The organism is Nostoc sp. XA010, assembly GCF_020829625.1.
Lineage (GTDB): Bacteria > Cyanobacteriota > Cyanobacteriia > Cyanobacteriales > Nostocaceae > Nostoc.
On record NZ_JAIVFX010000024.1, the window covers coordinates 72,359 to 97,768 of the forward strand.

Consider the following 25,410-nt stretch of genomic DNA (forward strand, 5'->3'; position numbering starts at 1 on the left):
AAATGCAGCTTCACAAAGAAACGGTATTAGTTCCACTGGGAACTTTAATCACAAAATCACATTGTCTTTCTTAAGACTTACGCAAAACTAAATGCTGTAGGAGCAATACCCTGCGGGAAGCTGCTTTGCGTCTACAAGAATTCTCCCTACGTGAAAATAAGGGTTTCCGCTATTGTTTGCATAAATCTTGTTTCTTTCTTGGAAGTACTGGTGCAATCTTTTGTAAGCCAGTAGTCAACTTAACAATTAAGTTTTCAATGATACAAAAACTATATTGGCATCTTGATATACATGTAAAAAAAAGAGGAAGTAAATTTGACTATCTTAGAATTTTCATTACTAATTTGGATTGGTTCATTTAGCGCTGGCTTGTTAGGGGCGCTAACTGGGTTAGGAGGTGGAGTAGTAATTGTTCCCTTATTAACTTCGGTATTTGGCGTTGATATTCGTTATGCCGTTGGTGCTTCACTAGTATCTGTAATTGCAACTTCTTTGGGTGCAGCATCTACCTATATTAAAAAAGGCTATACCAATTTGCGATTGGGAATGTTTTTAGAAGTAGCCACAACCATCGGTGCGATCGCAGGAGCAATGATCGCTACTTTTGTTTCTGTGAAAGCTTTAACTATTGTACTAGCGATCGTCCTTATTTATTCAGCATACCTCTCACAACGTCCCAGAATAGAACATATTGAAGATGAAGTAGGAGATCCCATAGCAAATTATTTAAAACTGAATGGTACTTATCCAACTCCTGATGGAGTAATGTCTTATCAAGTCCATTCAGTACCAATGGGATTTGGTGTGATGTTAATAGCTGGGGTGCTTTCTGGGTTGCTTGGTATTGGTTCCGGGGGATTTAAAGTATTGGCAATGGATCAAACTATGCGGCTACCCTTCAAAGTTTCTACCACCACTAGCAATTTCATGATCGGCGTGACAGCAGCAGCATCAGCTGGAGTTTACCTAGCACGCGGCTATATTGATCCAGGATTATCCATGCCGGTAATGTTAGGGGTATTACCTGGTGCTTTCTTGGGCGCACGAGTCCTTACAGGCGCTAAAACGCAGATTTTGAGAATTCTCTTCAGTGTTGTGCTAGTGGTAATGGCTTTGAAAATGGTCTACAACAGTTTAATAGGGGAGCTGTAAAATGTATAAATTTAATAATACCTTTCGCTGGACATTCTTGGCACAACCTGATATTGAAGTGGTTACACTAACCTTACCGCAGAAAGATATAGACTCTAACATCGAACCATTAGAACAGTCCAGTAATACAGTAGCACAATTGCCTAATAGCTGTGAAATTGATGTTAACAAGAATTTGACAAAAACATCAAGTGAGCAGCAATTAGAATATTTGCTCAGTAATCTTATGAAATATGGCGTTTTGATAGCTAGTGCTGTCGTTTTGCTGGGGGGTATACTCTACTTGATTCATCACGGTGCTGAACCTGCTGGATATCACTTTTTTCAAGGCGAACCATCGGAATTTAGCTCACCAGCAGGTGTAGTAAAAGCAGTTTTCTCAGGTAGCGATGCCTACGGCGGGCTACACCTACGCGCCATTATTCAACTCGGACTTTTACTACTAATTGCTACTCCAATTGTGCGTGTTTTCATTTCCCTATTAACTTTCCTATTACAGCGAGAATTTATCTATGTGATTGTTACTTTATTAGTAATGACTAGTTTGATTTACAGTGTTGTAGGAGCGTATTATTAGGAATATTAAAAAATGGGTAAAATTAAATTTTTACCCTTAGAAAAAGTTAATTTTCTAGACCTGTTACGAGCCTTGCAAAAGGTCATTTATTGAACTTATACTCTGTTTAATTTGTTCTAGCAGAGAAGTTCTTAAGAAGTCAAGGTTGACTGTTGAAAGATTGAATAATCCTAAAGCATATAATAGGCTCGAAATCCCAATCAATAAAGCCAAAGTTCTGCCAAAACAACCGGGATTAATTTCAATAAAACCTAATTTAGATTGTCCGATGATGGCAATCGTTATAAAAATAATTCCTGCTATTAAAAATGTGCTATTTGAAGTTAAATCTGTCATTTTCCTATTAAGATACCTCACTAATTTTATTGTAGCTATTATTAATTCAAATTTCTGCCCCGGCTATATGTAAAATAAAAATTTTTCTACTCAATATCAACTTACCCCAGTCTAAGGAGGCTTTGGTTATTGCAGTATCGGTGTTGGATTTTATCGTATGCTATGATTTTAAAAGGTATATTTTGATTTTAAAACCTATTGGGCGACAACTCGCGGTGATTGTTTCAATTGGGTTTAAATCCTTCTATTTAGCTTAGATATTATAGAAAAAACTCAGATTTTACAAGATGCGTAGGCGTAGCACACCGTAGGCATTGCACTCATGCATCTCTGATATGAATCATCCACAGTAGCATCTAAGTTAAACCTCTATTTGGCTGAAACTATGCAGTGGTAAAACTTTCAGCGTCAAAAAGCCAAAATTTCATCACTTCTGTACTAGACTTTAGTTTAGCTTATATATTAAACTACACTAAGTCGATAAGAATAGTGGGTTTTTATGGAAAGCGTCCAAAACGTCAGCCAAGAGTTAAATGTAGCAAGAGACACAACAACTCTGGAGGACTCACAACAGTCAACTCCAAAAGAGTTCAAGAAAGACATTTTCAAAAAACTCAGAGGTGGATTCTTTTTAGTATTAGGATATTTATTGTCACCACTATGTTGGTGGAACGACTTACTATTTAATTTGCCAATAGCTTATGGTTTTGGGTATGCATGTAGTTTGGTTTCCCCAAAATTACTTCTACCTTGTTCAATTATAGGATACTGGCTCTCTAATATTGCGGGAATTCTCTTGATGCAATTTGGTTCTAAAGACATTTTTCAAAAAGAACCTCAAGAGCATAACCTGAAAAAAGAATTAATCACGGGTCTAATTTCTTCAACAGCTTATACACTGTTGATTATTCTATTGATCCAGTTGAAGATTCTTGATTCTCCTATTTTATTCGCCAACGGTTAATTTAATTGATTACGTTTCTACAAATGAATCGATTGTAGGGATTACAGGGAGCATCCCATTTATGCAAAAAGACCGGGGGTAGTGTGCTACATCGACTAGTTCCAGAAGTGAGTTTTGAATGCATAAAACCAAGCTACGGGAGTTGATGGTGCGATTTGGTGATTTGTTTAATCGGAATTTCAATCCAAAATTCTGTACCTAACCCTGGCTGAGAATCACATTTAAACACACCACCGTGTTTATCTACGACAATCTGATAACTTATTGACAACCCCAAGCCAGTGCCTTTCCCCACTGGCTTAGTAGTGAAAAATGGGTCGCAGATTCTTGCTTTTAGGGCTTCCGGTATTCCTGGGCCATTGTCTTTTATGCGAACTACTACGCTCTTAACATTGCCTTCAAGCTCTCCAAGAGCAGTCAGAATGCTAATTTGACTGGTATCAGCTTTTGATTGAGATTCCCTGTAATCTTCTAGGGCATCGATCGCATTGCTTAAAACATTCATAAATACCTGATTCAGTGGCCCAGCATAGCACTCTACTAGGGGCAGGTTACTGTACTCTTTGACTAATTTAATCGCCGGACTTTCTGGCTTTGCTTTCAAGCGATGCTGCAAAATTAGCAAGGTGCTATCAATGCCGTCGTGAATATTAACTGGCTTCATTTCTGCCTGGTCAAGGCGAGAGAAATTCCGTAAACCCAAGACAATTTGCCGGATGCGATCAATTCCAATTTTCATGGAAGATAGAGTTTTGGGCAAATCCTCAATCATAAATTCTAAGTCTATCTCCAAGGCGCGATCGCGTATCTCAAGACTGGGATTAGGAGTACTTTGCGAATAGAGGTGTAGTATACTGAGTAAATCTTCAGCGTAATCGTTGACATGATTGATGTTGCCATAGATGAAGTTTACCGGGTTATTAATTTCGTGAGCAATACCAGCTACTAGTTGACCCAGTGAGGACATTTTCTCAGTTTGGATCAGTTGGGTTTGAGTTTGCTTTAAATCATGCAGAGCTTGAGTCAGCTTTTCGGTCTGCTCTTTGGTTTGATTATGCAATTGCGCTTGTTGAAGTGCAACCCCAAGCTGATTGGCAATTTGAGTGATGAACTTAATTTCCGAAGTTTCCCAATGGCGGGGTGCAGAGTTCTGATAAGCTGCTAGTAAGCCCCATAGCTGTTGCCCGATAAATATAGGTGCGATCGCATAAGCTCTTGCCTGTAATTGCTCCAAAGCGGTAATGTGGCACTCAGAGTGGCCCGCTTGATAGATGTCATCAACTGCAAAGGTTTCATTGTGACGATATCGCCCACCTTGGGTTTCCTGCAAATAGCTATCTTGCCAAACTGTATTGATATTATTACTTACTAACTTTACCCAGCCATCAACCACAAACTCGGCGATATATTCACCACTCCAATCAGCATGAAAGCGGTAAACTGCAACTCGATCTGCTTGTAGTGATTTACAAATTTCTTGGGTAGTTGTCTGAAAAATTGCATCTAAATCAAGAGATTCCCTAACTTTTACAACAACTTCAAATAATACCCGTTGTTGTTGTGCTGTTTGTTCCAAAATTAACGTCTGTTGTCGTGTCTGAGTGAGTAAATCAGCTTGCTGGAGTGCTACGCCCATTTGACCAGCAATTTGACTGAGAAAGTTAACTTCAGAGGCTTTCCATTGCCGAGGCCCAGTGTGTTGATAAGTTGCCAACAAACCCCAAAGTTTTTGCCCAACAAAAATCGGAGCAAGCACAAAAGCGTGAATTTGAAACTGTTCTAAATTATCGATATGACACTGAGCAAAGCCCATCTTGTAGATGTCATCGACTGCAAATGTTTCATTGTTGCGGTAGCGTCCTCCCTGCGTATCTTGTAAGTAGGTATCATTCCAAACTGTATTAACGCCTAGTTCAGACTCATTCGACCAGTAGGGACTAGCAGCCTCAAAATCCCCAACAAATTCACCACCCCAATTAGCATCGAAACGATAAACAGAAACGCGATCGGCTTTGATTAATTGACAAACTTCTTTAGTAGTTGTTTGAAAAATGGTATCTGTGTCAAGAGATTCCCGAATCTCGGCAATAACTTTGAACACAGCCTGTTCTTGTTCAGCTGTCCGTTGTAACTCAACTGTGCGTCTTTTAACTTGTTTTTCTAAATTTTCATTGAAGGTTTGTACTTGTTGGTATAGTTCATACTGCTGAATTGCTGAAGCAAAATGTTTACCAATGTCTGTAGCTAGATCAATTTCTTCGACTGTCCATTTTTGAGCTTGTGCTTTTTTAGATTCGCGCCAAACCTCAAACGATAAACGGGGGTAAAGCTGCCTTTGATCGCTGTCATACTGCCCCGCCCATAGCGTTTCTGTATCTATTTCATTGCGGAAAATACTTAAATAGCCCAGCAATTGCTGACGATACTGAAGTGGGATCATCAACATGCTACGAATTTTAGTTGCTTGAAAAGCGGGTTGCAAACTTCGCAAGCTAGGAGTTTGATATATATCTGAAATCGCCCAAGTATCGTATTTGCCAGACTTGTAGTGTTCCTGCCAGACGCTATACTGCTCTATCAATGGATATATAGTTTGTTCTGGCATCACAGGCTGCTGTCCACAGATATAAAGCTTGGCACAAGTGTTTCCTGGTATTAAACATTCTGTTAAGCTGCTCATGTTGCCATTATGGGAATCAAAAGCTGCATTTCTAATGCAAAGCCTGCCACCAACGCCATTAAAGGCAGCAACAGCAGCTTCTAGGGCTGGTTGTAATACAATTGTTGGTAATGAATGTAGTAAGGTAGCAATGCGGTTAATGATCGCTTCCCGTTCCCCTGTTTTGCGGACTTGAGTGAGCAGCGTACTTTGAGCGATCGCCACTGAGAGCTGCTCGACTACCATCTGTACTGCTTCTAGTTCATATTCTGAATTCAAACGCGCTTGGGAATTATGAGACACTAGTAGCCCCCAAAGTTGATCTTGATAGATAATGGGCGCTACTACAGAAGACTTTACCCCCATTGCCGTCAAATATTCAAGATGACATGGGTCTACAGGGCGGTAACGGATCTCCTCTGATATAGTTTCTCCATTTTCCAAGTCATGGAGGTGACTTTGACCAATCTTTTGAGTATCAACATTAACAACAGAACGCACCCGTGATTTAATAAATAGTTCACGAGCAGTGGGTGGAATATCATCAGCAGGGAAATTCAGCCCCAGTAGCGACGGTAACCGATTTTCGTAAATTGACTCAGCAATGACCTGACCACTGCCATCGGCATGAAATTTGTAAATCATCACTCGGTCAGTTTTTAGTAGCGATCGCACTTCTGCCGTTGTCACTGTGATAATTTCTTCAAACTCTAGGCTTCGCCGGATACGGTTTGTAATCCGGCGTAGTAAACTTTCTTCATGACGACATAAGGGCAAATCTTGTTCAGGGTTGGAGGTCATTGCTTATAACAAAATCAATTAATAATTTGCAAAGTGACATAATTAAATCTAAAGCCATTTTGAAATTTATTTAATCAATTTGTCTTCAGTGGAACTACGGGCAAATCATTAATAGAAATATTTATTTACCTTTTATAAAAATTAACCCAATTCTCACAAAAACAGACGCTAAAAAATTGCGTCTGTACTAGCTACAAGAAAATATTCTTGCTTTTTCCTTTTGACTTTTTGTCGAACATTGCCGTAACAAAATTAAACTTTTATATTGTCAGCAAAGCGAATTTTAAGATAATCATCTTCCATCTTTGCTCCTCCTGGTTGTAACGCTGCTAGAGCTTGTGGTAAAACCAAGTTACGACGGTGGTTGCCAATAGTAATGTTTAATTCATCTCCATTTTTACTCAGTTGAACTTGGTTTTTCGGAATCCCAGGTAAATAAATTTCTAAGCTGTATTGGTTTTGCTCCTGTACGACTCTCATAGTCGTTTCTTTGTAATAAACCTGAGTTGGATCTTCATCTTTATAGAGGGTTTCTTTCAGGCGTTCCAAGGCAGCTAAACCGCACATTTCCTCAGAGAATAGTGGAACTTCTTTCACAGGTAAAGGGTGGAAATTATCATGAATCTCCTGGCGATATTGCTCCTGACTTTCCTTCCATCGTTGGAAAAATGGGTCTTGGACTTCGCGGGGAATAATTCGATTAGCCACAATTAAATCTGTTGCCACATTATACAAACTCAGATAAGCATGGGCCCTCAGAGACTCTTTAATCACCATCTTTTCGGGATTAGTTACCAGACGCACTGAAGTTTGAGTATTGTCTGTTAATACTTTTTCCAGAGCTTCAATTTGTTCATAAAACTCATAAGGCGCATCCATCACCTCTTTATCTGGTAGCGAAAAACCAGCAATTGGTCTAAAAAAAGGTTCAACTAGAGGGCGAAGTGCTACGGAGATGTTTTGAAATGGTTTGTAAAAACGGCGCATATACCAGCCACCGACTTCAGGTAAACTCAGCAAGCGCAGTGCAGTACCTGTGGGGGCTGAGTCGATAATTAAAACATCAAACTCACCTTCATCGTAATGGCGTTTCATCCTTACCAAACCAAAAATCTCATCCATGCCTGGTAAAATTGCCAATTCTTCTGCCTGTATGCCGTCTAAACCCCTTGCCTGTAAAACTTGGGTAATATAACGTTTCACCGCACCCCAGTTTCCCTCAAGTTCTTGCAGAGCATCCAATTCTGCACCCCACAGATTTGGGCGAATTTTTTGGGGTGCATGTCCCAGTTCTATGTCAAAACTGTCTGCCAGCGAATGAGCGGGATCTGTACTTAAAACCAATGTCTGATAGCCTAGTTCGGCACAACGGAGTCCAGTTGCAGCAGCAACGGAAGTTTTGCCCACGCCGCCTTTACCAGTCATTAAAATTACACGCATAGATGCTTTTTTCCTGCCTGAGAATTTTATTACATTTATTTACATTATCGACTGTTTCAGAAAATAAATGCTGCTTCACTCCGTCGAGGCGTGAACAGTTTGAATAGCTTAACTGAAGGCTTGACTCACCCGCCTGGAACTTTAGTTCCAGGCGGGACATGACTTTTAGGGTTAGTTTACTTCTTATTCCAGAGATTAATAAATTCTTTATAGATAGCTGGGGTGATCTGACTTTGTAAGTGAGTTAGTGCATCACGATGGTTTTGATTGTTGTTATCATAATAAATGAATAGATTCGTCAGCTTGACAATCTCAGGATTTTGATCGTTTGTCCCCCTCCATTTGTTAGTAACTTTGTGCAAAACGTCTTTGGGTAGATTTTGTTGTAAGTTACTTAGGGCTGCACTGTAAGAAGGATTTTGAGGGTTCTTTTTGAATTGAGCCAATAAATCTATCAGCTTAATCTGTGACTGTGGCTGCGACTGCGGCTTGTTCGTGAGAGTAGGTTGCTGTAGAATCTGACGCTGTTCAACAGTGGCAATGCCATTTTCAGTTAAACCTTGAGATTTCTGAAATTTCTTGACTGCTGTATAAGTGGCTGGCCCATAAAAAGGCTTATCTGAAGGAATTTCGGCATTGGTTGCAAAACCGTGAAACTTCAATCTATTCTGAAGTCCGATGACTGTTTCTTCCATTACACTTCGAGTTTGGGCATTAGCGTTACCATTAACCTCGAGTTTTTGTGAATACTGTTTCTGAAACTTTTTAATCGCTTCTTCAGTAGGATCATCTGTCAAGGAGTTGTTATTCCGCTTCCAAGGAGCAAATTTAGTCAGATCCGGTTTAGGATCTATCTCAGGAGCTAAATATCCCAGCCCAATCAATATATGACGGATGATTTCAGGGCTACTAACAGCCATACTTTTTGGTTCCTTTGCTACTAAACTACCATTCAATGTATCTTGGTTTACAAAAATTATGTAAGTAGAAATAAATAAATCTAACATGTTTGTTTACAAGGCGTTCCAAACTTTAAGCGATGCGTGACTCAAGGTGCAATTCTTTGAGGCGTTTAGCTTTGATGAGCGATCGCTTCGGGTTGTTTCTAAATAGCGATCGCATATATTACATGCCATTATAGGGACAATGCTCCAGAAAAATTAGGCAGCAATAACGCTGTAAGATCGTCAACTTTGGTAGTTTAAGTACCGCGATCGCACTTGTAGAATTAGTGGTTTGCATATATAGCTGAAGTCTTAAACTTGATAGTAGTCCGATCGCTCTTTATTGATTGTAGGGTTCGCAGTGATTATATATTACTAAGTTGGAAGTAGTTTAATATTAAAGTGCGGCAAGAATCTATGCTCTCATAAGTGGTCAAAATGAAGTCAGTTGCAAAGATCCCTTTAGCCGAGTTTCTCTCTCAACCCAACATTGAGGCTTCGCCCGCATGGGAGTTAATTAACGGGCAAGCACTGGAAAAACCAATGCCAACCCTTTTTCACTCACGGCTACAACGCAATTTAGTGAATTACATAAATCGTCATACTGAGCGTGAGCGCTTTGAAGCCGTGCAAGAACTGCGTTGTATTGTACCTCCCTATTCCCCAGTACCAAATATTTCCGTTATAGCTTGCGATCGCCTTGACGATAAAGATGGCCCTCTAGAGGGAGCGCCTGACTGGTTAATTGAAATTCGCTCTCCTGACCAAAGTACCCTAGACTTGCAAAACAAAATTCTCCACTGTCTTAGCAACGGAACGCAATTAGCTTGGCTAATAGATATAATTCGTCAACAGATTTGGGTATGGCTTGGAGATGATCTGCCACTGGTTTGTTCCGCAGAAGACATTTTACCAACTTTGGGAGATTTGCCAAAGCTTATGGTTAACGCGGTGATGGCCATGACTCGCAGGCAAAGCTAAATTGACACTCCCCGCGATAAATCGACGGGGATTCTTGGTTCAATGAGACCACTTAAATTTAAACGTTACTCATTGCTTAGAAAACCAAACTCCGATTTAATATTCCACCGCTTACCGTCGTGAAGCAGTAATGTTAATTTGTCGGCAGTAAACTCAAAATGCAACTGACGCTTTTCAAATTCTGGCCAAGCAACTCTAAAGTTTTGCTTTGTTAAATCTCGAAACGCAATCGTTATATGAGGAGCAAAAGGGCGAGTTTTAGAAACCTTGTCAACGATTCCCAAGTTGCTGTCTGCATAAGTCATTAAATCAGCTTGCAAAGTCAAAAGTTCTTGACTTCTGACTACATTAATGTATATGACACGAGGCGCAAAGGTATCAAACCCCTTGAGGGTAATTGCTACTGGCTGTTGTCTATTAGCAAATTCCTTCAAGGATGCTTCTAACAGTGGCAAGTTATCATCTGCCCATTCAAAGGGTGGTTGCAGGGTAATATGAGGTGGAGATTTTAGCGCTCCGCTACTAGCATAGCGATCGGCGAAGTATTGCTTAATCTGGTTGGCGTAGTCTTGAATGTCTTGTGGTGGTAAAAGGGCGACAAAAAAACGGCTCATTTAGTTTATCTCCAAATTACAACCAATTCCCAATCAACACATAAGCAGACCAAAAGCTTGGTGCTTTGTAGTTAGGATGTTTCAGCAGTTCTAACTGGGCCCGGTGAACAGCTTCGGCTTTACTAATTTTGCCCTTCTTGAGTTCTCGATAGAAGGCACTAACAAACATTGCTGTGGAGCGATCGTCAATCTGCCACAGGGACGCTATGGTACTGCGTGCCCCAGCTCGTACTGCCGCTCCTGCAAGACCGAGTGCTGCACGTTTGTCTCCTGTCGCTGTCTGGCAAGCACTCAAAACTAATAACTCTACTATGGTTTTACCCTGACTGCGAAAGAGAGTATCAAAATCTTTGACGTTGATCTGACCATCGAAATCCAAAATAAAAGTGTCTTCAAGGCGTGAACTAAACTGACCGTGGGTTGCTAAATGCACTATGTTCAATGAAGTATCAGCAATTTCACTCTCTAAATTCTTTTTCTTAAAATCTCTATCTATTAGGCTAGTGGTCGAGACTCCTGCTTTAATAATGCCGTCGAATTCAGATTTGATCGCAAGCAACGGTGCATACTTAGAAAAACCTGGTGGCGGCTCAGTCAGTCCTGCGGTTAGCGCCCTTAATTGCTGTTGTACTAGCGGTTTAGGGTCGAGGAGTTGCAGACCCACGCTTAGAGTAATTGCATATTTCTCTACCAAATATTGCTTACCATCATAGAGAGCGGCCATTGGTAAATTGCGTAACGCGCCATCCAGGACAAACACTAAGGTATCTACCCCACTTTTTTGCAATTGTGACTCAATGGGTTTGAGCAGCCAGTCGTAAACTTGGTGTGCTTGGGTTTGAACTGCGTTGGTAGCGGTGGGATTGACAAGATTTTTTCGCAGTTCTACTAAAAGTTTTTCTACATCTGCTTGGGATATCTTGTTACTGTAGTTTTGTAGGGGTTGTTTGGGAATTTTAACAATTACCTGGAGTTCGTCAGGAAGAATAATCGGATAAAGAATAGCAGCCGTGGGATTATCTTTATCTACCACTTGATCGAGGGATACTCTCTGACCTTGTAGGCAAGCTTGCTGGAAGAAGTCGTTCAATTCTGCTATTTGGAGTGCTTCAATGCGCTCTCGTGCTTTCTCTAATATTTTTTCATCTGGTGATTTTCCTTTTTGGGATTTCAGCAGTAACTCTACTGACTCTCGGTAGACGGGTTCCACGCTGTCCCGGAAGTTGAATTGCACATCCTGGCTCACGACATCTTTATTGGCTACTAAATCTCTGCGAAGAGACTGGAGAGTTGCCACAGCAGAATCATAAGCCGCGATCGCACCATTAATATCTTTTTGTGCCCACAGCAATCTACCTAATTGCCACTCTAAGGTATAGGTAATTTCTGGTGCATTGCTGCTCTGTGCCAAAGCTAATCCTTGCCGGGTAAGCTCTTGCGCCTCTGACCACTGCTCGGTTTCTTCGTACAAGCCTCCTAAACTCTTCAGTGCATAGGCTTCTGCCCGCTTATCCCCTAAACTGCGGGATTGCTGGATGGCGCTGGCGAGTAATACTGCTGAGTCTTGGTTACTGAATGCTTTATGGTAATTCTGACTGGATGTGTGCAATATGCCATTCTTGACTTTTGCTAGACTTTGAGAAAAGTTTACTTGGGCGTAAATACTCGCACGGCTGAGGGGGAGTTGGTCGATTTGGGACTTAATCAATGGCAAGAGAGTTTGAATCTCTGGGGCATGTTGATCTTCAATGAGTATTCCCAAGTAATTTAATTGCGCTTGGACTTTTGTAATGGGTGAGGGAGATGCTGCAACTGTTTGTTGATAAAAGGCGATCGCCTTTAGTTTGTCTTGTTGTTTAAGAGCATTATTCCCCAGGCTGAACAGACTGGCCCCAATATCAACGCTTGATTGCAGATTTCGAGCAATCGTCAGACTTTCTTCTAGTGCCTGAAGTGACTTTTCCAAATCGCCCACCACTAAAAGCGCATTACCGAGCGATCGCAAACTCACTGTCTTTTCTATAGAGTCTGGTTGAGATTTTAAAGTCTGACTAACATGATCGAGTGTTTTGAGAGCGCGAGGGTAAAATCCTTGGGTTTGCCACGCCTGTGCTTGATTAATTAGCGATCGCACCACGCCGCTTTGATTATTTGCTTGCCTGTAAATTTTTTCTGTCTGCCGCCAAGTTGCTAAAGCCGCCTCTGCCTGCCCCATTGTCAGTTGGAGACGACCTTGAATATCCAGTGATTGGGCAAATATTTGCAGATTTTGGTTTTCATCCTGTACTTTGAGCAAATTTAAGCTCTCTGTAATTGCCTGCTGTGCCTGATTCCATGCACCGAGTTGTTGGTAAGCTAAAGAAAGATTACTCAGTGTCGCTGCCAGTCTGATGCTCTCCTCTTGCTGCTTATATACTTGGACAGCCTGTTGTAACAGTTCTACCGCCTTGGTAAAGTTTCCGCTATTGTATAAAACTTTGCCCTGCTCTACTAGTGACGCTGGGTCAGCGACCACAGCCAGCGACGTAAGATTGTGAATTGGTAGTTGAGATGATAAATTAATTGAGCTAGGAACTTGTGCCAGCACGGGTGAACCAAGAATGCATAGCAGAACTATTAGGAAGTACAAAGGCAAGCGTAAAAACTGAGCCAGCGTCGTTTTCTGGCAATGCCCTGGCTGCTTTTGCTTTTTAAATTTTACAGAATTCGCACCAAAAACCCTAGTTTTTATAGCCATAAGCATGACAGAGGTAACTAATAACCAGGAACGCACAGAATTAACTGTAGGTATTTAGGCTACCAGGGTAATGTTACCATTTGCATCCATTGCTCATGCCGTAACTCTGACAATAAAATACCAAAAACCTGGTCGAGGTTGACCAGGTTTTATCGAGTTTACAGGGTTCAAATTGTTAAACTAAGTTAAGTAATTGAAACTTAATAACTAAGGTTGACTAAACGACGAACAAACTCAGCATTATCGCGTTTTTCCGCTTTAGGATTTGGCTTTGCCTTCTACATTCGGCTTTTTACCACTTCATTTGATCTGCTGAAATTTGCTTGGGTTGATGACAGGGGACACTAAGTCATTTACCCTTTTGCTTTGGTTTTTTGTTTGGTGTCCTACTATTTAAATTATCACTTAATTTGTTGGTTGCAACCCCTAGTTTACCAAAGTTGACGTTTTGTTAGATTTTGCAATTTAGAATCATAGATTTGATCCCCAGCCCTCTTTTTAAGAGAGTTGAGGGGATCTTGGAGAGATAAGCATGACTAACCAAACTGCATTGTCACCAATTCCACATAATTGGGCTGTTATCCAGATGGTCGGTAACAATACGTCCAATGGCATCAATTTCTGCCAATTGGGCGGCGGAAAGGTTAATCTGGGCGGCTAATGCGTTGTCTCGTGCTTGTTCGGGATAACGCGCCCCGGCAATAGCATTTGTTTGGGGTTGAGCAATTAACCACGCTAAAGCTAACTGAGCAAGTGTACAATTATGAAGAAGGGCTATGGGACGCAGTTGTTGTAGCGCCTGTTGAGCACGTTCAAAGTTTTCGCCTTGAAACAGTTTATTTTTAGCACGGTTATCTGCTGGGTCAAATTTATGACCATGAGCAAATTTACCTGTTAATAACCCCTGTGCTAAAGACGAATAAGCAAGGATAGAAATATTATTTTCGATACAATAAGGCAATATATCTTGTTCTACCTGTCTCCAGAATAAAGAATAGGGTGGTTGTAAACTATCAATACGTCCATAACTTGCTGCTTCTGCCAACTGGGCGTGGGAAAAATTGGAAACACCAATAGCTCGAATTTTACCTTGTTCTTTGAGCAGGTTAAGAGCGCTCATAGTTTCCTCAATAGGTACTATTTCACTATTGAAAGCACCGGAGGGCCAATGTATTTGGTAAAGATCAATGTAATCAGTTTTCAGGTTGGTTAGGGAACGCTCGCAAGCTTCAATGACTTGTTCATACTTTAGATGGTTAGCAAAAACTTTTGTGGCATACTCCACATGAGTGCGTACATCAGATAAAGCTTCAGCGACAATTTGCTCAGAGTGTCCTTGACCATAAGCTTCAGCAGTATCAATCGTCGTGATACCAGCTTCATAAGCGGCTCGAATCGTTTTAATCGAGTCAGCATCCTCAACTCCCACCCACATTCTTTTACCAGCTTGCCAAGTTCCCATAAGGATGGGTGTGATTTGGACTTTAGAAGTGCCTAGCGATCGCTTTTCCATAACTGCTTGCTTTCTAATTCATTCCCCTAGATAGTTTCACACTTTATCGGTCTTAGCTTGAAATTAAATCAGAGTTACAGTAGATGCAGATGGAATTGACTACAACTTTTTATGCTCTCAAAGAATGGGCAGTCGCCATAAATGCCTTGGAAAGTGGCGAAACAATTATGTTGCTTCGCAAAGGCGGTATCCATGAAAGGAATGGGCATTTCCAAGTTGCTCAGAAGCAAGTTTTGCTTTACCCTACTTATGAACATCAACAAGCTTTCATGCTGAAAGCTGAGTACGCGGATCGTGTTTATCCAGTAACATCAGGTTGGCATCCAGAGACAGTGCCCATCGGCAGTTGGGCTGAAATTACAGATATTTTGCCAGTTAGCGATGAGTCTATTGTCAACACATTGCTTCCCTTCCATATTTGGAACGAGCATTTTATTAGCGATCGCCTCAAATGGAAACCACGCCAGCCGCTTTATGTTCTCCTCCTGCGGACATATAAACTACCCCAACAAGAAATTCCCTATTACCCTAAATACGGCGGTTGCAAGTCATGGATTGATTTAGATCAACCAATTAACTTGCAAGGAGCAAAACCAGTTTTATCTGACTTTGCATACACTCAATTAGTAGAGACAATTCGCCAGATTGTCGGCGATAAATTGTATGCTCCCTCTTTCTGATAACCCAAATTACAGGTTATTAAAGACCAATTTCTTATTGAATGTAAAAGTACACTAGGAGATGGCGGTTGCGCTAGGCGCAACTGCAACTCCGGCTTAATCAAAAGTACTTTTAAAACATCCTCTTAATTACGAATTACGAATTATTTTAATAAACCTTGATCTTGCTCCGTTTTATCGATGGTTTTCATCTTAAATCCAATATTTCCTTAAAGAATATACTAGTGTTCGAAAATACTTTCACCCAAAAAAAGAGGACGAAGAGAGAGGGTGCATATAAAGTTAAAAAATCAAGCTATGTGAAGAAATGCCAAATCATCCAATACCTTATGCATTGGTTATTCCACAGTTTTGGCAAAACTAAATATACACGGATTTTATCATGCCGACTTATCTAGTTTTATAAGTAATTTCCGAAATCGGCAATAGTTTTTATGTATTTAATTAGAAAAGCAAATAGTCTAATTGCGAACTTCGGCAAAAACAGTAGTTATTGTTACACACAATCCCAAAAAACGCGGATAACATTAGAAAAATCTCACCCAATAAATAAGGTGAGGCAAAGCTGTTTATCTTCGTGTTCCTCTAGCAGATGTCTTTCAAGCTATGACTTGTTAAGTAATTATCCTGTAATAGATAGAACTTAATTACGCTTTGTCTAAAGTGTTAGACAAAAAAGTATCCCAGAAGGGTGAGAATAAGCTTGACAAGAGTCTGGTATTATGCATTATTAGCCAAAAGTACAAGGAGTTTGCAATGCATCGACAAATGTGCTGGTTACCTAAGTCTGGTGGCGACGGTGAGAAAATTTTGTATTTGCAGACAGAACCTAATCAACCTTGGCGTCCTTATACAGCTTTTAGAGGTTTTACAGTTCCAGATTATCAAATACCAGGTGGTTCTAAAGGTTGGGCAACTTATCAAAAACTTCTCAAAGCAGGTTGGACACTAGTACCTAGCGCACGGGCAAATGAGTTTGGCAGCAGCAGCTACGTAGAGTCAACAGCCCAAAATCAATAGTTATTGGTCATTAGTCATTAGTTATTAGTCATTTGTTACTCTCTAGGTTCCTGCGTCTTCCCAATCTCTCATCTCCCTCACAAACCTCTGGGAGAACCTTCACCGCGAGGATCAGCGGCCCCTTCTAGAGTTCCATCAGATGTTACAGCGATCGCATTACCATTACCCCAAGGAATAGTTTCCTGTATTTTGTGTCCCCGACGCCGTAAGTCTTCCACAGTGAGAGCATCCAAACCCCAGGATTCCACACGCAACTGATCTGGAAGCCATTGATGATGTATGCGTGGAACAGAAACAGCCGCGCCAACATCCATATTGTATTCCAGCACATTTAGGATCACTTGCAAAACCTGGGTGATGATGGTGCTACCACCAGGCGCACCTGCTGCCATGCGGAAATGACCCTTTTCTGTAACAATTGTGGGAGTCATGCTGGATAGGGGAGTCTTACGAGGTGCGATCGCATTGGCATCGTTACCAACCAAACCAAAAGCATTAGGCACTCCTGGCGCAGAAGCGAAGTCATCCATCTCATTGTTGAGGATAATTCCAGTTCCCGGTGTCACGACACCAGCACCAAAACCAAGGTTAATCGTGAAAGTCAGACTTACGGCGTTGCGTTCTTCATCGACAACCGTAAGATGACTAGTTTCAGTAGATTCATGGCGACTTGTATTCGTTTGTAGAGACTGAAGCGATGATGGGATGATATTATTTTCCGATTTCTGATTATTAGCTTGACTAAAACGTTGTAGTGTCTCTCTATCTACTGGCTTGACCTCGGTCGAAGGTTTAGCCACTTGCATATTAATTTCTTGACGGCGTTTTTTGGCGTAGCCTGGACTGAGCAGTTCTTGCACAGGAACTTTGACAAAATCAGGATCGCCTAAATATTCTGAGCGATCGGCATAAGCAATCTTCATTGCTTCTACCATTAAATGTATAGCGTCGGGATGATGCCATCCCAAAGATTTCAAATCAGTGTCACCAATAATATTTAAAATCTGCAATAGATGAACGCCTCCCGATGATGGTGGTGGCATTGAGCAAATTTTAGCTTTACGAAAGTTTCCACAAACGGGATTGCGCCAGATTGCTTTGTAGGCTTTGAGGTCTTCTAGAGTAATTAAACCACCATTTTTTACCATATCAGAAGCGATCGCCCGAGCAATACTTCCGGTGTAAAAACTTTGGGGATTTTTGGCAATTTCTGTTAAAGTACGTGCCAAATCACGCTGCACCAGTTTCTCACCTGGTTGATAAAACTCACCATTGCGAGTGAAAATTTCCCGTGCTGCTGGATTGTTGAGAATTGCTTCCTTGCGGGATTGGTTCGTTTGTAGAGAACGCCACGTTGCTACATCGCCAAGAATAAAGCCATCTTTAGCAAGTGCGATCGCAGGTTTCATTACCTCTTGCCAAGGAAGCTTACCATAGCGACGATGCAGTTCATAAAGTCCCGCCACTGTTCCTGGTGTGCCTACTGCCAAATAACCATTAATACTTGCATTGGGACGCACCTTTCCTTTTGCGTCTAGATACATATTTCTTGTAGCTTTCAGGGGTGCGCGTTCGCGGAAATCTAGGGCTTTCATCTCGCCAGTTTTCTCAGAATGCATCAGCAAAAATCCGCCGCCGCCGATTCCGGCTGAGAAAGGCTCAACTACCGAGATTGCAAAGGTTGTAGCTACGGCTGCATCCACTGCATTACCACCTTTGCCTAACATTAAAATTCCCGCTTCACTTGCTAAGGGATGGGCCGAAACCACCATTCCCTTTTTGCTGCGTAGGGGTAAAGTTAAGGCAGCTGAGGCGACTTGGCTGTAAAGCAAGACACTAAAAGAAAAGATTGCCAGCGCAACTCGCTTGGGTTTAGTAACAGTAAGCATTTTTATACCATTTCTCCTAAAATTTTATACTTGTTTAGCATCTTGGTGTGAGATTATTAATATGATCTGATTTGAAAATTTTACAGCACTTGTAAACGCTATGTTGCGAAAAATAAGTAAAACATTTTTTAAAGCTTTAACTATTGGATTATGTATCTCTAGTGGAAGCGTTCTTTCTCAAACATTACCGCTTTCCTCTAACTTAATAGGTTTTAATTCGCCTGAAGGGGAAAAATTATTACTTCAGAGTAAATCAAATGAAGACTTCTTTCCCCTGAGTATACAATTCACCACTCAAAATAATCAGGCGTATTGTGGTGTTGCTAGTATGGTTATGGTACTGAATGGTCTACAAATCCCAGCGCCAGAAGCACCGCAGTACAAGCCATATCGAATATTTACTCAAGAAAACTTTTTTAGTAATGATAATACAAAAAAAGTGCTAACTCCTGAAGTTGTGTCTCGCCAAGGTATGACTTTAGATCAGTTAGGGCAATTACTAAGCAGCTATGGCGTTAAAGTTAATGTTTACCACGCTGCCGACACTAGTTTAGAGCAGTTCCGCAAACAAGCGGCAGAAAATTTAAAACAACCGCAAAACTTTGTTTTAGTAAACTATTTACGCAAAGAGATAGGTCAAGAGAAAGGTGGGCATATTTCTCCTTTAGCAGCATATAATGAGCAAACAGATAGATTTTTAATTCTTGATGTTTCTCGTTACAAATATCCACCAGTCTGGGTAAAAACAGCAGATTTATGGAAAGCAATGCTTACAAATGATGCCTCAGTAAATAAGAGCCGTGGCTTTGTATTTGTCAGCAAAAGCCCTTGATATAACAGTCTGTTCATCAAGTTTATAAATCCTGCGATCGCCTATATTCGATATAAATAATGCGAGCTAATTATGGATACCGTAATTACACCACAAAGAATCGAGTTACCACCTGGCGCGGTGTTGAAGCTTTTGGGAGACTGGAAAGACTATCAAGTATTTAGTCAGCAACTAGGCGATCGCTCCTCACCTCGCATTAAATATCGAAGAGGAGAAATTTTACTAATGGCACCGCTACCAGAGCATGGAAGAGATGCGAGTTTACTGGCAGATATTGCTAAAGTTTTGCTGGATCATTTAAACCGCATATACGAATCATTTACGCCCATTACCATGAGCTTGCCAGAAATTAGTGGCATTGAACCAGACTTTTGCTTTTACATTGAAAATTGCAGAGCAGTAGTAGGCAAAAAAAGAATTGATTGGGAGTCAGATCCACCGCCAGATTTAGCAATTGAAATAGATGTGACAAGCTACACTGACGTTAATGATTTCTTGCCTTATCGAGTGCCAGAAGTTTGGATATTAAAGAGTAATCGGTTATTAATTTATAGATTGCAGGAAGAAAGTTATTTGCTTACAGAAAGCAGCTACTTTCCTAACGTCAGAGAAATTGTGCAGCAATGTCTCCAAATGGCAAATGAGCAAACAACAAGTGAAGTAATTAGGTGGTTAAAGAACTTTTTGCGTGAACAGCAGTAGTACAATGTCTAATAATAAATCTCGCACTGCGTTTCTATCCCGCCTCGGAATGAATTCCGAGTCTCATCTCATAGCTGAACTTTAGTTCTGGGCGGGATGTCGGTAAACGTGACAAAAATGTGGGTAAAAGAGTTAAAACGTATGTAGACAGCACTTGTGTGTACACCGTAGCCTTATTCTTGATGAGGGGAGACAAAGCGCAGCTTTGGCGGGGCGGGGTAATTCGGCTTTAAGAAGTAATCAAGCGGACATGATATTAAAGGATAAGGACTAAAGTCCTTACTACGAACTTAACTTACCCATCAATTTAAACTTGATAGACTAATAAAGTGTGTTACGCTAACCCTTAATTAATTACGAATTATTTGAATCCCTTCGATTTGCGAAACTCCTGGACAACATCTTTAATATCACGTAATTCTCCCTCAACTAAATAATTTAACTGGCGCATTTCACTTGCCGAAATCTTTCCGGCAAGTGAAGCGATCGCATTTCTTAATTCTGGATATTTTTTTAATATTTCTTGTCGAACAATTGGCACAGTTTCGTAAGGTGGAAAATAATCTTTATCATCTTTTAAGACAACTAAACCCAATCGAGAAATCTGTCCGTCAGTGGAATTACCCGCCACCATATCCACTTGTTTTTGAACCAAAGCCCGATATATTAAACCCAAGTCCATGATTTGAGGAGATTTGGCAAAACGCAAATCGTAAGCTTTCGCTAATCCGGGAAAACCATCTTCCCGTTCTAGAAACTCATAGCCAAAACCCCCGCGCCACTGTGGTGTATATTGAGTAGCTTCAGAGAGAGTTTGAATGTTGTATCGCTTGGCATCATCACCCCGGACAATCATTGCAAAAGTGTTTTCAAAACCCAAGCTTGGCATCACTTCCAGATTGAATTGCTGGGAGTATGCTTGTTTCAACCTTTCATAAACTTCTTTCGGATCATTAACTGCTTTTTGCTTTAAAATTCCAGTAAAAGCTGTGCCTGTATACTCAATATATGCATCAATTTTACCAGCAGTAATAGCACTATGACAAACAAAAGAACCACCCAGACGGAGACGACGAGCTACTTTTAAATTAGTTGTAGCTTCAATTTGTTGTGCTAACAGCTCACCTAAAATATCTTGTTCAGTAAAATCTTTAGAAGCAACAATAATATTCCCACTGTTATTACTATTTGAATTTGGCGTGCAGCTAGTGATTCCCAATAACAAAGCAAAAGTTAAAAAGCACAATGCTATAATTTTTTTCATTAACTTTTAATTTTTAATTTATTTTCCATCCAGCCAATTGCAAAGTCAGCCAGTAATGCAATTGCCGCCGCCGGAACTGCACCAGCTAAAATTAACTGATCGTTCACTACTGATATACCGCGAAAAATAAATACTCCCAAACCACCAGCACCAATTGCTGCTGCAATAGTCGCAATACCAATGGCAATTACCGTTGCTACACGCACCCCTGCTAAAATTACTCCCAGTGCTAAGGGGATCTCAACTTGTAATAACAATTGTCTATCTGTCATCCCCATGCCTCTACCAGCTTCTCTAATAGCTGGATCTACACCAGTAATCCCTGTGTAAGTGTTACGAATTATCGGCAGCAACGAATATACAATTAGGGCAACAATTGCTGGTACTGCACCAATTCCGCCAATTATCGGAACAGGAATGAGCAAGCCAAATAGTGCCAAACTAGGAATAGTTTGGAAGATATTTGCTATACCTAGAATTGGTTGGCGAAGATAAGTTTTACGTGTAATTAAAATACCTAATGGAATGCCTACGAGTATAGCAATTCCAATTGCTATGCCTACCAAAAACAAGTGTTCTAGAGTATGCTGAAGAATTTCTGGGGCATACTTAATCAGGAAGAAATTTTTCATAGAGTATCTTGCAAGGTATGCAGACATTGGAGAAAGGCAAGGCTTTCTGGATGTTGCGATCGCATAAATTCATCCTTTGCCTCCAATACTACCAATTCTCCCCCATACATTAAACCAATTCTCGATGCTAAAACAAATGCTTCTTGAATATCGTGGGTGACAAACACAACTGTCTTGCCTAACTCTTGCTGCAAATGCCGAAACTCTTGTTGAAGTTCTAGGCGCGTAATTGGATCGAGTGCGCCAAAGGGTTCATCCATCAATAACACTGGCGGATCTGCTGCTAAAGCCCTAGCTACACCGACTCTTTGCCTTTGTCCTCCCGAAAGTTCGTTCGGGTAACGTCCGGCGAATTGTGCTGGTTCTAAGCCTACTAATTGCAACAATTCATAAACCCGCGTTTTTATTTGTTTAGGTTGCCAACCTTCCAAAGACGGGACTAAACCCACATTGCGTTCAACAGTGAAATGGGGAAATAAACCAATTTCTTGAATGACGTAACCAATTTTTCGCCGCAGTTTAATTTCATCCCATTGAGTTGTGGGAATACCATCAAATAAAACCTCACCTTGTGTAGGTGTAAATAGGCGATTAATTAACTTCATTGTGGTGGTTTTGCCGCTACCACTGCGCCCAAGTAATACCAGTGCTTCTCCTTGGTGGATGGTGAAATTGAGATTTGACACCAATGGGCGATGATTGCGGCTAAAGGTAACATCGCGGAATTCGACGGCGGTTTGGTTATTTTGCGGCATGAATGGCTTTTGATGGACGTTAGCTATTGTATTATGTGCTGATTTTGCTAGCGTGCTAACGCCCAATTTGCCAGACCAGTTGCTCAAGGCTTTTGTTTTAAGCTGTTCTATGCAGTTTTAGCATTTTCTTCTGATGCTTGTTCTGCAACATTTTTCAAGCGGCTCGATCTGATTTTACGGATGCGATCGCTATAGCGAACACCACCCGCCATCTCATATTCGCGGCTGTCTTTGCCGTATTTTATCGCAACCACCATTAGCATTTTTTCAGAAAGCTGACTCAAGTTTTTTTCCATCTCTTCAATTTCAGTTTTAGAAGAGTCAACCACAGAAAGAGCGGTATTATAAACATCAATTTTGTTACGTAACAGATCGATTGACTCAATCAGTTTTTCCAAACTATAATTTTCATCAAATTTGATGTTTGGAACAATCGATTTTAGCCCAGCCGATCTTAACTGAGCTTTTTCTAAAGTACGGGATGTGCGTTTTTTACGAGACATAAAATTACTCCTTTAAAATACTGCTAGAGCTAGCTTGCCTCAGTTAAACTACATTCCGGTTCAGTAAAACTCGCAATTTTTTTATTAAATTTTTTGATTGATAACAGTAATTTTTCGTAACTTAATTATTAGATATTGGTATTTATAGCTCCCATAAGTTCTGTAGCTGCTCCCATAAGTTCTGTAGCTGCTCCCATAAGTTCTGTAGCTGCTCCCATAAGTTCTGTAGCTGCTCCCATAAGTTCTGTAGCTGCTCCCATAAGTTCTGTAGCTGCTCCCATAAGTTCTGTAGCTGCTCCCGTAAGTTGGGGAGTGCATAGGCCCATTCGCGGAGCGTCTCGTAGAGAAGCAGCTTGTTAATAGATATGGCTGCGTAGGCAAAACTTTTGTGGGCGATGCCTACGGCGGTAAACTATGCAGTTTATGAGAGATAGTTAGTAGCGTGTTAGGAAGTGCGATCGCGGGTTAGGCAAATCTAATTGCTGCGCTGCACCCCACAAGCGTGAAATACAACCTAAAGACTTTGGGCTTAACAAAAATATAACTGTTAAAATCAGCATAATGGTGTCCAAATGCGAATAAAACACACCCAAAAGCAGAAAAATGCCAGCCATTGTTAAACTACAACTCTCCTTAGAAACTTTAGCAGAAGCAATATCTTCCCTTGATTTAACAGAAAAACGTCAACTTCAAGAAGCTCTTGAGCAACAAATTTTTGAAGCCGAAGAAGCATTATATGAAGACGACGCAGAAACACTGGCAGAAATTCAAGCAGTTCGCGCTGAGTATAACAATGGTGAGTCAGTGACTATAAATGAATATCTTGCTAACGGCTCAGAGCAGAGATAATGAGTTATGCGATCGCTATTTCAAAGTCGGTACAAAAGCAGATTGATAACTTACCAAATCATATTATTGAGCGTGTGATTGAAAAAATCCAAAATCTTGCTTCAAATTTTGCAGTGCAAGTATCGAAAAGACGTTTACAGAAAAAGTTAGTTTAGATACAATACCGTTCAGTTAAACCAAAAAGCCTCATGTAGAGACGCAATTTATCGCGTCTGATTCAGACCAATTATTTACACTAATAACCCTTAATTGAACCATATTGAGTTTAAATATGCTCAACGGAAATGCGATCGCCTAGCATTTTTACGAAATTTTCCCTAAAAAGCTTGTATTCTCTCAAGTAAGCTTCCACACACAAATCCCAAACGGCCGGCTATGGAATTAAATCTGCGGTTCCCAGAGAATAACCAAGTCATTGTAAAATTTGACGAGCAAGAAACCGATAGGCTGGATTTTTCCTCACCGCTGAGTGCAGCAGATAGAGAAGAGATTCGCTGGTACTTAGAAACTTATGCGGCACGTTACACAACGGATGTAGACGATAAACGGGCGGAAGGGATAGCAAAAAAATTCCGGCAATGGGGCGAAGATTTATTTAATGCTGTTTTTCAAAATCGGGCTGCTCAACGGCTGTTTAATGATTTTCAAGATGAAAATCAACGAGGACGCTTATTAACAATCAGCGCTAGCCATCCAGCAATTTTATCGCTGCCTTGGGAATTGTTATGCGACCCACAAGGTACTTATTTGTTTCACGAAAATCCCCGGATTTCGATTCGTCGCCGCTTGGCTGGTGCAGGGGGTGGACGCAGACCGTTTAAAGTGCAAGTCAAAGACCGTTTGCGGTTATTGTTTGTGGTCAGTCGTCCCAGTGATGCGGGATTTATTGATCCCCGTGGTGAAGCAATGGCAGTTTTGAACGCCATTCAAAAAGAAGCAGCCGGACGGGTTGAGGTAGAGTTTTTGCGTCCAGCCACCTTGGATAATTTAGTAGCGCGGCTAGAAGACTCCCGCCAACCCCCTGTTGATATTGTGCATTTTGACGGTCATGGGGTATTTGATTTAGATGGGCGTTTCCAAGAACAGGCTAAACATAGCGACCCGGTGGGACTAACTAAAAGCGGAAATGAGAACGGCGGCAATATAGGTTACTTGTTATTTGAGGATAAAGAAGGGAAAAAAGCCCTGATTACTGCCGAAACCTTGGGTGATATGCTGAATCGGCAAAAAGTGGGGTTAATTGTTTTGTCTGCCTGTCAGTCGGCGGCGATGGGTGGGGAAGATGGAGAGGATGCAATGGGTAGTGTAGCCGCTAGGTTAACCCATGCAGGTATTCCCACAGTCTTGGCAATGACTTATTCGGTATTAGTGACAACTGCCCATCAACTGTTTGCCAAGTTTTATCAGGGTTTAGTGTCTGGTGCAGGTATGGGTGAAGCATTAGAGTGCGATTCGTTGATTAGTGAATCACGGTAGTCAGTCCGTAAATAACTAAGCCAGCCCGACAGCAGATTACTGTCATTAAAGGCTGAACTCTCGGTCAGATGCAAGTGAAAGCCTTGCCAT

General features: G+C 41.0%; 25 protein-coding genes. 11 read left to right on the forward strand and 14 right to left on the reverse strand.

Translation table 11 applies throughout. The annotated features are described in order from the left end of the window. The first annotated feature begins 315 nt into the window (after positions 1–315). Positions 316–1,152, forward strand: a complete 837-nt coding sequence (locus LC608_RS26235; protein ID WP_229556375.1) for a sulfite exporter TauE/SafE family protein — start codon at positions 316–318, stop codon at positions 1,150–1,152. Between the two features lies 1 nt (position 1,153). Then, the gene (locus tag LC608_RS26240; RefSeq protein ID WP_229556376.1) at positions 1,154–1,729 is read left to right on the forward strand and encodes a DUF1634 domain-containing protein; all 576 of its coding nucleotides are present in this window, start codon (positions 1,154–1,156) and stop codon (positions 1,727–1,729) included. A 63-nt stretch (positions 1,730–1,792) separates the two neighbouring features. Here LC608_RS26240 and LC608_RS26245 read toward each other — a convergent pair whose 3' ends face one another. Next, positions 1,793–2,065 carry a hypothetical protein gene (locus tag LC608_RS26245; protein ID WP_229556377.1) on the reverse strand — a complete coding sequence of 91 codons (273 nt, stop codon included), beginning with the start codon at positions 2,063–2,065 and terminating at the stop codon, positions 1,793–1,795. A gap of 499 nt (positions 2,066–2,564) precedes the next feature. Here LC608_RS26245 and LC608_RS26250 point away from each other — a divergent pair, with 499 nt between their 5' ends. After that, positions 2,565–3,029 carry a hypothetical protein gene (locus tag LC608_RS26250; RefSeq protein ID WP_229556378.1) on the forward strand — a complete coding sequence of 155 codons (465 nt, stop codon included), beginning with the start codon at positions 2,565–2,567 and terminating at the stop codon, positions 3,027–3,029. A 133-nt stretch (positions 3,030–3,162) separates the two neighbouring features. Here the strand turns inward: LC608_RS26250 and LC608_RS26255 are convergent, their stop codons facing one another. The 3 genes from LC608_RS26255 to LC608_RS26265 all read right to left on the reverse strand — a co-directional run bounded on the left by LC608_RS26255 (position 3,163) and on the right by LC608_RS26265 (position 8,936). Then, positions 3,163–6,489 carry a GAF domain-containing protein gene (locus LC608_RS26255; protein ID WP_229556379.1) on the reverse strand — a complete coding sequence of 1,109 codons (3,327 nt, stop codon included), beginning with the start codon at positions 6,487–6,489 and terminating at the stop codon, positions 3,163–3,165. A gap of 252 nt (positions 6,490–6,741) precedes the next feature. Then, the gene (locus LC608_RS26260) at positions 6,742–7,929 is read right to left on the reverse strand and encodes a TRC40/GET3/ArsA family transport-energizing ATPase (protein ID WP_229556380.1); all 1,188 of its coding nucleotides are present in this window, start codon (positions 7,927–7,929) and stop codon (positions 6,742–6,744) included. A 176-nt stretch (positions 7,930–8,105) separates the two neighbouring features. Continuing rightward, the gene (locus tag LC608_RS26265; protein ID WP_229556381.1) at positions 8,106–8,936 is read right to left on the reverse strand and encodes a peptidoglycan-binding domain-containing protein; all 831 of its coding nucleotides are present in this window, start codon (positions 8,934–8,936) and stop codon (positions 8,106–8,108) included. 375 nt (positions 8,937–9,311) lie between these two features. On the opposite strand from LC608_RS26265, the gene LC608_RS26270 reads away from it, so the two are divergent. Continuing rightward, entirely contained in the window at positions 9,312–9,854 is a 543-nt protein-coding gene (locus LC608_RS26270) for a Uma2 family endonuclease (protein ID WP_229556382.1), read from the forward strand. Positions 9,855–9,919: 65 nt separating this feature from the next. Here LC608_RS26270 and LC608_RS26275 read toward each other — a convergent pair whose 3' ends face one another. From LC608_RS26275 to LC608_RS26285, 3 genes are all read right to left on the reverse strand, one after another. After that, on the reverse strand, positions 9,920–10,468 hold the full coding sequence (locus tag LC608_RS26275; RefSeq protein WP_229556383.1) for a 2'-5' RNA ligase family protein: 549 nt from the start codon (positions 10,466–10,468) through the stop codon (positions 9,920–9,922). Between the two features lie 16 nt (positions 10,469–10,484). Then, a complete protein-coding gene (locus tag LC608_RS26280) occupies positions 10,485–13,211 on the reverse strand; it encodes a CHAT domain-containing protein (RefSeq protein WP_229556398.1) in 2,727 nt (908 codons plus the stop codon). Positions 13,212–13,758: 547 nt separating this feature from the next. After that, positions 13,759–14,718 carry an aldo/keto reductase gene (locus LC608_RS26285; protein ID WP_229556384.1) on the reverse strand — a complete coding sequence of 320 codons (960 nt, stop codon included), beginning with the start codon at positions 14,716–14,718 and terminating at the stop codon, positions 13,759–13,761. Between the two features lie 83 nt (positions 14,719–14,801). Here LC608_RS26285 and LC608_RS26290 point away from each other — a divergent pair, with 83 nt between their 5' ends. Both LC608_RS26290 and LC608_RS26295 read left to right on the forward strand, forming a co-directional pair. Continuing rightward, the gene (locus tag LC608_RS26290; protein WP_229556385.1) at positions 14,802–15,398 is read left to right on the forward strand and encodes a DUF1802 family protein; all 597 of its coding nucleotides are present in this window, start codon (positions 14,802–14,804) and stop codon (positions 15,396–15,398) included. Between the two features lie 756 nt (positions 15,399–16,154). After that, on the forward strand, positions 16,155–16,418 hold the full coding sequence (locus LC608_RS26295; protein WP_109010888.1) for a hypothetical protein: 264 nt from the start codon (positions 16,155–16,157) through the stop codon (positions 16,416–16,418). A gap of 77 nt (positions 16,419–16,495) precedes the next feature. Here LC608_RS26295 and ggt read toward each other — a convergent pair whose 3' ends face one another. Further along, complete coding sequence (gene ggt, locus LC608_RS26300; protein ID WP_229556386.1) at positions 16,496–18,307, reverse strand: gamma-glutamyltransferase; 1,812 nt, start codon at positions 18,305–18,307, stop codon at positions 16,496–16,498. Positions 18,308–18,407: 100 nt separating this feature from the next. Between ggt and LC608_RS26305 the strand changes: the two genes are divergently transcribed. Together LC608_RS26305 and LC608_RS26310 are read left to right on the forward strand one after the other, a co-directional pair. Next, positions 18,408–19,139: a phytochelatin synthase family protein gene (locus LC608_RS26305; RefSeq protein WP_229556387.1), complete on the forward strand. Its 732-nt coding sequence runs from the start codon at positions 18,408–18,410 to the stop codon at positions 19,137–19,139. Between the two features lie 72 nt (positions 19,140–19,211). Beyond that, entirely contained in the window at positions 19,212–19,841 is a 630-nt protein-coding gene (locus LC608_RS26310; protein WP_229556388.1) for a Uma2 family endonuclease, read from the forward strand. A gap of 361 nt (positions 19,842–20,202) precedes the next feature. Here LC608_RS26310 and LC608_RS26315 read toward each other — a convergent pair whose 3' ends face one another. The 6 genes from LC608_RS26315 to LC608_RS36985 all read right to left on the reverse strand — a co-directional run bounded on the left by LC608_RS26315 (position 20,203) and on the right by LC608_RS36985 (position 23,555). Next, positions 20,203–21,105 (reverse strand): glycine betaine ABC transporter substrate-binding protein, encoded by a 903-nt coding sequence (locus tag LC608_RS26315; protein ID WP_229556389.1) that lies wholly within the window; start codon positions 21,103–21,105, stop codon positions 20,203–20,205. Continuing rightward, on the reverse strand, positions 21,105–21,737 hold the full coding sequence (locus LC608_RS26320; protein WP_229556390.1) for an ABC transporter permease: 633 nt from the start codon (positions 21,735–21,737) through the stop codon (positions 21,105–21,107). Before LC608_RS26320 ends, LC608_RS26315 begins: the two co-directional genes overlap by 1 nt. Continuing rightward, entirely contained in the window at positions 21,734–22,492 is a 759-nt protein-coding gene (locus tag LC608_RS26325) for an ATP-binding cassette domain-containing protein (RefSeq protein WP_229556399.1), read from the reverse strand. The genes LC608_RS26320 and LC608_RS26325 overlap by 4 nt, the downstream gene beginning before the upstream one ends. Before the next feature lie 107 nt (positions 22,493–22,599). Next, positions 22,600–22,995, reverse strand: a complete 396-nt coding sequence (locus tag LC608_RS26330) for a hypothetical protein (protein ID WP_229556391.1) — start codon at positions 22,993–22,995, stop codon at positions 22,600–22,602. 128 nt (positions 22,996–23,123) lie between these two features. Beyond that, positions 23,124–23,321 (reverse strand): hypothetical protein, encoded by a 198-nt coding sequence (locus LC608_RS26335; RefSeq protein WP_229556392.1) that lies wholly within the window; start codon positions 23,319–23,321, stop codon positions 23,124–23,126. A gap of 108 nt (positions 23,322–23,429) precedes the next feature. Beyond that, the gene (locus LC608_RS36985; RefSeq protein WP_267871212.1) at positions 23,430–23,555 is read right to left on the reverse strand and encodes a hypothetical protein; all 126 of its coding nucleotides are present in this window, start codon (positions 23,553–23,555) and stop codon (positions 23,430–23,432) included. Positions 23,556–23,598: 43 nt separating this feature from the next. Here LC608_RS36985 and LC608_RS26340 point away from each other — a divergent pair, with 43 nt between their 5' ends. From LC608_RS26340 to LC608_RS26350, 3 genes are all read left to right on the forward strand, one after another. Next, positions 23,599–23,844 (forward strand): hypothetical protein, encoded by a 246-nt coding sequence (locus LC608_RS26340; protein WP_229556393.1) that lies wholly within the window; start codon positions 23,599–23,601, stop codon positions 23,842–23,844. Further along, complete coding sequence (locus LC608_RS26345; protein WP_229556394.1) at positions 23,844–23,999, forward strand: type II toxin-antitoxin system RelE/ParE family toxin; 156 nt, start codon at positions 23,844–23,846, stop codon at positions 23,997–23,999. Before LC608_RS26340 ends, LC608_RS26345 begins: the two co-directional genes overlap by 1 nt. Positions 24,000–24,219: 220 nt before the next feature. Next, the gene (locus LC608_RS26350; RefSeq protein ID WP_229556395.1) at positions 24,220–25,320 is read left to right on the forward strand and encodes a CHAT domain-containing protein; all 1,101 of its coding nucleotides are present in this window, start codon (positions 24,220–24,222) and stop codon (positions 25,318–25,320) included. The last annotated feature ends 90 nt before the right edge of the window (positions 25,321–25,410 follow it).

What these genes read in the sequence shown, in the direction of transcription:
- LC608_RS26340 (WP_229556393.1), top strand. Translation starts at nt 23,599, where the DNA reads ATGCCAGCCATTGTTAAACTACAACTCTCCTTAGAAACTTTAGCAGAA.
- LC608_RS36985 (WP_267871212.1), bottom strand. Translation starts at nt 23,555, where the DNA reads ATGCTGATTTTAACAGTTATATTTTTGTTAAGCCCAAAGTCTTTAGGT.
- LC608_RS26275 (WP_229556383.1), bottom strand. Translation starts at nt 10,468, where the DNA reads ATGAGCCGTTTTTTTGTCGCCCTTTTACCACCACAAGACATTCAAGAC.
- LC608_RS26320 (WP_229556390.1), bottom strand. Translation starts at nt 21,737, where the DNA reads ATGAAAAATTTCTTCCTGATTAAGTATGCCCCAGAAATTCTTCAGCAT.
- LC608_RS26260 (WP_229556380.1), bottom strand. Translation starts at nt 7,929, where the DNA reads ATGCGTGTAATTTTAATGACTGGTAAAGGCGGCGTGGGCAAAACTTCC.
- LC608_RS26265 (WP_229556381.1), bottom strand. Translation starts at nt 8,936, where the DNA reads ATGTTAGATTTATTTATTTCTACTTACATAATTTTTGTAAACCAAGAT.
- LC608_RS26345 (WP_229556394.1), top strand. Translation starts at nt 23,844, where the DNA reads ATGAGTTATGCGATCGCTATTTCAAAGTCGGTACAAAAGCAGATTGAT.
- LC608_RS26295 (WP_109010888.1), top strand. Translation starts at nt 16,155, where the DNA reads ATGCATCGACAAATGTGCTGGTTACCTAAGTCTGGTGGCGACGGTGAG.
- LC608_RS26290 (WP_229556385.1), top strand. Translation starts at nt 14,802, where the DNA reads ATGCAGATGGAATTGACTACAACTTTTTATGCTCTCAAAGAATGGGCA.
- LC608_RS26280 (WP_229556398.1), bottom strand. Translation starts at nt 13,211, where the DNA reads ATGCTTATGGCTATAAAAACTAGGGTTTTTGGTGCGAATTCTGTAAAA.
- LC608_RS26255 (WP_229556379.1), bottom strand. Translation starts at nt 6,489, where the DNA reads ATGACCTCCAACCCTGAACAAGATTTGCCCTTATGTCGTCATGAAGAA.
- LC608_RS26240 (WP_229556376.1), top strand. Translation starts at nt 1,154, where the DNA reads ATGTATAAATTTAATAATACCTTTCGCTGGACATTCTTGGCACAACCT.
- LC608_RS26310 (WP_229556388.1), top strand. Translation starts at nt 19,212, where the DNA reads ATGGATACCGTAATTACACCACAAAGAATCGAGTTACCACCTGGCGCG.
- LC608_RS26305 (WP_229556387.1), top strand. Translation starts at nt 18,408, where the DNA reads ATGTTGCGAAAAATAAGTAAAACATTTTTTAAAGCTTTAACTATTGGA.
- LC608_RS26250 (WP_229556378.1), top strand. Translation starts at nt 2,565, where the DNA reads ATGGAAAGCGTCCAAAACGTCAGCCAAGAGTTAAATGTAGCAAGAGAC.
- LC608_RS26330 (WP_229556391.1), bottom strand. Translation starts at nt 22,995, where the DNA reads ATGTCTCGTAAAAAACGCACATCCCGTACTTTAGAAAAAGCTCAGTTA.
- LC608_RS26315 (WP_229556389.1), bottom strand. Translation starts at nt 21,105, where the DNA reads ATGAAAAAAATTATAGCATTGTGCTTTTTAACTTTTGCTTTGTTATTG.
- LC608_RS26350 (WP_229556395.1), top strand. Translation starts at nt 24,220, where the DNA reads ATGGAATTAAATCTGCGGTTCCCAGAGAATAACCAAGTCATTGTAAAA.
- LC608_RS26335 (WP_229556392.1), bottom strand. Translation starts at nt 23,321, where the DNA reads ATGGGCCTATGCACTCCCCAACTTACGGGAGCAGCTACAGAACTTATG.
- LC608_RS26270 (WP_229556382.1), top strand. Translation starts at nt 9,312, where the DNA reads ATGAAGTCAGTTGCAAAGATCCCTTTAGCCGAGTTTCTCTCTCAACCC.
- LC608_RS26325 (WP_229556399.1), bottom strand. Translation starts at nt 22,492, where the DNA reads ATGCCGCAAAATAACCAAACCGCCGTCGAATTCCGCGATGTTACCTTT.
- LC608_RS26245 (WP_229556377.1), bottom strand. Translation starts at nt 2,065, where the DNA reads ATGACAGATTTAACTTCAAATAGCACATTTTTAATAGCAGGAATTATT.
- LC608_RS26285 (WP_229556384.1), bottom strand. Translation starts at nt 14,718, where the DNA reads ATGGAAAAGCGATCGCTAGGCACTTCTAAAGTCCAAATCACACCCATC.
- ggt (WP_229556386.1), bottom strand. Translation starts at nt 18,307, where the DNA reads ATGCTTACTGTTACTAAACCCAAGCGAGTTGCGCTGGCAATCTTTTCT.